The organism is Methylorubrum podarium (genome assembly GCF_022179745.1).
Lineage (GTDB): Bacteria > Pseudomonadota > Alphaproteobacteria > Rhizobiales > Beijerinckiaceae > Methylobacterium > Methylobacterium podarium.
Window position 1 is genome coordinate 1 of record NZ_BPRD01000100.1, and the last position, 3,928, is coordinate 3,928.

6 protein-coding genes are annotated in these 3,928 nt (G+C 69.7%); all 6 read right to left on the minus strand.

Features of this window, described 5'->3' with window-relative positions:
- Positions 1 to 168: 168 nt before the first annotated feature.
- Positions 169 to 645, minus strand: a complete 477-nt coding sequence (gene folK, locus MFF42_RS05255) for a 2-amino-4-hydroxy-6-hydroxymethyldihydropteridine diphosphokinase (RefSeq protein ID WP_238254824.1) — start codon at positions 643 to 645, stop codon at positions 169 to 171.
- The gene (folB, locus tag MFF42_RS05260) at positions 642 to 1,058 is read right to left on the minus strand and encodes a dihydroneopterin aldolase (protein ID WP_238254825.1); all 417 of its coding nucleotides are present in this window, start codon (positions 1,056 to 1,058) and stop codon (positions 642 to 644) included. Before folB ends, folK begins: the two co-directional genes overlap by 4 nt.
- Positions 1,051 to 1,920, minus strand: coding sequence for a dihydropteroate synthase (folP, locus tag MFF42_RS05265; RefSeq protein ID WP_238254826.1), 870 nt, complete (start codon positions 1,918 to 1,920; stop codon positions 1,051 to 1,053). The genes folB and folP overlap by 8 nt, the downstream gene beginning before the upstream one ends.
- Before the next feature lie 96 nt (positions 1,921 to 2,016).
- A complete protein-coding gene (locus MFF42_RS05270) occupies positions 2,017 to 2,382 on the minus strand; it encodes a hypothetical protein (protein WP_238254827.1) in 366 nt (121 codons plus the stop codon).
- Positions 2,363 to 3,103: a hypothetical protein gene (locus tag MFF42_RS05275; protein WP_238254828.1), complete on the minus strand. Its 741-nt coding sequence runs from the start codon at positions 3,101 to 3,103 to the stop codon at positions 2,363 to 2,365. Before MFF42_RS05275 ends, MFF42_RS05270 begins: the two co-directional genes overlap by 20 nt.
- Positions 3,100 to 3,928 (minus strand): pyrroloquinoline quinone biosynthesis protein PqqE (gene pqqE, locus MFF42_RS05280; protein WP_238254829.1); only part of this gene is annotated, 829 nt, incomplete at its 5' end. The genes MFF42_RS05275 and pqqE, both read right to left, overlap by 4 nt.

Below are 3,928 nucleotides of genomic sequence, written 5' to 3' on the forward strand. Positions count from 1 at the left end.
TTGCGAGGCGAAGCCGTGGCAATCCAGGGCGCGACATTTCCTGATTGGTCGCGACCTGGATCGCTTCGGCTCCGCCTCGCGATGACGGAGCCCGGCAAATCCCGAAGCGATCAAGCCGAAATGGTATGATGCGCCATGCGAAGGCCCGAACCGCGGTTCGGGCCTTTTTCATTCGACGCGCTCGATCCCGGTCCGATCGAGCTTGGCCAGAGCCGCCGCGACCGTCTCGCCGCCGACGACAAGATCGGGGGCGATCTCGGCGAGCGGCACCAGCACGAAGGCGCGCTCGCGGACGAAGCGGTGCGGCAGCACGAGGCGCTCGTCGGAGACCTCCGCGCCCTCGTAGGCCAGCACGTCGATGTCGATCACCCGCGGCCCCCAGCGGCGCTCGCGGACGCGCCCGAGCGCCGCCTCGATCGACAGGCAGACCTCCAGCAATCCGTGCGGCGTCAACACGGTGTCGATGGCGACGGCCGCGTTGAGGAACCAGTCCTGATCGGTGTCGCCCCAGGGCGGCGTGCGGTAATCGCAGGAGCGCGCCGTGACCCGGATGCCGGGCGTCGCCGCGAGGCGCTCGACGGCCTGGGCCAGCATCGCGGCCTTGTCGCCGATATTGCTGCCGAGCCCGAGATAGGCGCGCGTCATCTCGTCTCCGTCGTCGAGTCTTGCGTCGAATCTTGCGTCTGCGCCCGGTCCGCACGGCCGCGCACGATCTCGATCGCGGCGTAGTCGAGCACGGCGGGGATCGGCGCGCTCGGCTTGTCGATCCGCACGGCGATCGTCTCGATGCGGGGAAAGCGCGCGAGGCAGGTCTCGGCGATCGCCTCGGCCAGGGCCTCGATCAGGGCGAAGCGCCGAATGCTGGCGATGTCGAGGGCGATCTCGGCCAGATCGGCGTAGCTCACGGTGGCGGCGACATCATCGCTGCGCCCGGCCTGCGACAGGTCGAGGCGGCATTCGAGGGAGATGTAGAAGCGCTGGCCGAGCCGCTCCTCCTCCGGCAGCACCCCGTGACGGGCGAAGACCGCGAGGCGGTGGACGAGGATGCGGTCAGCCATGAACGGGTCCCGATGCCGCGTCGGGGCGCATCACCGCGTCGAGCACCCGCAGCGCCTCGACATGCGGTGCCACGTCGTGGACGCGCACGATGTCGGCGCCGAGGGAGCCGGCCAGCACATGCGCGGCGAGCGAGCCGACGAGACGGTCGCGCGGGGCCGTCTCACGGTCGTGGAGGCGGCCGAGCAGGCTTTTCCGCGAGACGCCGACGAGGAGGGGGAAGCCCAGCGCCCGGATCTCGGGGAGCCGGCGCAGGGCCTCGAGATGCTGCTCCCAGCTCTTGCCGAAGCCGATGCCGGGATCGAGCACGATGTCGCCGTCCGGAATGCCGGCGCGGCGGGCGATGGCGAGCGAGCGCTCGAAGAAGCGCAGCATGTCGGCAACGATGTCGAGGGAGGCGTCGACCGTCTCGCGGTTGTGCATGACGATGACCGGGGCGCCGTGGTCGGCGGCCACGCGGGCGATGTCCGGCTCGCGCTGCAGGCCCCAGACGTCGTTGACGAGGCTGGCGCCGGCCCGGAGCGCGGCCTCCGCCGTGGACGCCTTGTAGGTGTCGATCGAGATCGGAACCGGCAGACCCGGCGCCACCGCCTCGATCACGGGCAGGACGCGCGCCTGCTCCTCCGCGGCCGGAACCGGGGTGTGGCCGGGCCGGGTCGATTCGCCGCCGATATCGAGGATGTGGGCGCCGGCCTCCGTGAGCGCCGCGGCCTGCGCCCGCGCCGCCTCGACCCCCTCGAAACGGCCGCCGTCCGAGAACGAGTCCGGCGTGACGTTGAGGATGCCCATCACCAGGGTGCGCCGGCCGAGGTCGGGCAGCAGGGTGTTCAGGCGGGTCGAGGGAGCGGGCGTGTCGGGCGGCATCGCGGATCAGAGCTGTCAGGCCGGGTCTGCCGGCCTAGCCCCTCCGACGGGGTTTCGCCAGATCCAATCCGCGCGCCGCCCCGGTCTCGTCGCGCTTCAGGAGGCGCCGCGATAGCAGCGGATCTCCGCCTCGGCCTGGGCGCGGCGAAGGTCGGCCACCTTGTCGTCGAACATCTTGGTCGACTTGAACGCCGTGGTGCGCTGGCCGATGCCCTGGCGCATCGACAGGATCGTGCTCGCCTGCACGTACTTGTCGTAGGGCAGGATCGAGGCGAGTGCGTCCAGCGAGCAGGAGCATTTCTCCAGCGCCTCGCGGGTCTGGCCGTTGGCGGCCATGCAGCCGAAGACGTAGTCGGCCCGCGCATCGGTCGGGTAGTCGTTCTCGTCGGCGCGCGCGGGTGCGGCGAGGAGCGCCGCCGCCAGCGCCGCGGCGAGGGCGACCTCAGGAATCCTTCTGGTCATAATCGAGCCTCTCTTCGAGGAGTTCGCCGCCATCCGGCTTCAGGGTCCGTGCCTCGATCGAAACGATCTCGCCCGGCACTTCCGGCGCCACGACGAAGGTGTAGGTGGTGGAGTCGAAGCCGCGCATCCGCTCGGTCTGCGCGTCGCCCTCGAAAGGCTTCATCTCGACGCGCCAGCCATCGACCTTGCGGCCCTTGAAATCGATCTGGACCGGGGTGACCGTCGCCTTCTCGCGCAGTCCCTTGCGGATCGCGTTCTTGATGTAGCGCGGATTAGCCTCGAGCAGGCCCGCGAGACCCTTCAGGTGGTTTTCCAGGAACAGGGGCAGCACGGGATTGCCGGCCATGTCCTGGAAGGGGCCGGCCGGGACGCGGTTGCCGCCGGAGAACATCTGCACCTGGATGTCGCGGCTCTCGGCGCTCTTGCCAGGCTCGATGGTCAGCTTGATCGCGTCGTTGAGCGGCGGGCCGTAGGGTCCCCTCACGATCCCGCTGCGGCGCAGGTAGTCGTAGGTCAGCGTGCTGCCGGGCGCCGTGTTCTTCATCTGCGGCTGCTCGAAGAGCAGGTCGCCGGCATTGGGTGCCGCGGCCGCGTCCTTGGTCGGGTCCTTGGCCGTTTCCTTGGGGGCCGGGTCCGAGGCCGCCCAGGCGAGGGGCGCGGCCGCGAGAAGCGTCGTCGAGAGAGCCGCCGTGACGGCGGCCGCCAGGATAGTCCGTCTCAAAGGGGTGCCTTTTCGCTCAGGGGATTTTGCACATTCGTCCCGATGCTGCGGTATATATAGTCGGGCGGGTTCTCGGCAGCCTCTTCCTTGGCAAGATCCCGCATTTTCGCGTGAAGCGGCGAGAGCGAGCAGGCCGGATCGGTGTTGGCGGCGTCGCCCGTGAGCGCCAGCGCCTGGCAGCGGCAGCCGCCCCAATCCTTCTCGCGCCGGTCGCAGGAGCGGCAGGGCTCCTTCATCCAGGACGTGCCGCGATAGGCCGCGAAGGCCGGCGACCGCGCCCAGATGTCGCCCAGCGAGTGGTCGTTCACGTACCAGAATTCGAGGCCGGGGATGGTCTCGGCGGCGTGGCAGGGCAGGACCTTGCCCTGGGGCGTCACGTTCATCAGCTTGCGGCCCCAGCCGCCGGCGCAGGCCTTCGGGTACTTGGCGTAGTAGTCCGGCACCACGAGGTCGATGACGAGCTGGCCTTTCAGCCGCTCGCGCGCGGCCTCGACGATGCGGATCGACTCGTCGACCTGGGCCTTGTCCGGCATCAGCGCGGCGCGGTTGACGTAGGCCCAGCCGTAATACTGCGTGTGGGCCACCTCCAGCCGCTTGGCGCCGAGCTTGACCGCGAGGTCGATGAAGCCCGGCACCTCGTGGATGTTGCCGCGGTGGATCACCGAGTTCAGCGTCAGCGGCAGGCCGAGTTCGGTGACGCGGGCGGCGAACTGCATTTTTTGGGGTTGCGCGTTCTTCAACCCGCCGATTTTTTCCGCATTCGCCGCATCGACGCCCTGCACCGAGAGCTGCACGTGGTCGAGGCCGGCGTCGTAGAGCGCGTCG

Coding starts and splice junctions, on each gene's coding strand:
- folK (WP_238254824.1), bottom strand. CDS start 645: ATGACGCGCGCCTATCTCGGGCTCGGCAGCAATATCGGCGACAAGGCC.
- folP (WP_238254826.1), bottom strand. CDS start 1,920: ATGCCGCCCGACACGCCCGCTCCCTCGACCCGCCTGAACACCCTGCTG.
- MFF42_RS05270 (WP_238254827.1), bottom strand. CDS start 2,382: ATGACCAGAAGGATTCCTGAGGTCGCCCTCGCCGCGGCGCTGGCGGCG.
- folB (WP_238254825.1), bottom strand. CDS start 1,058: ATGGCTGACCGCATCCTCGTCCACCGCCTCGCGGTCTTCGCCCGTCAC.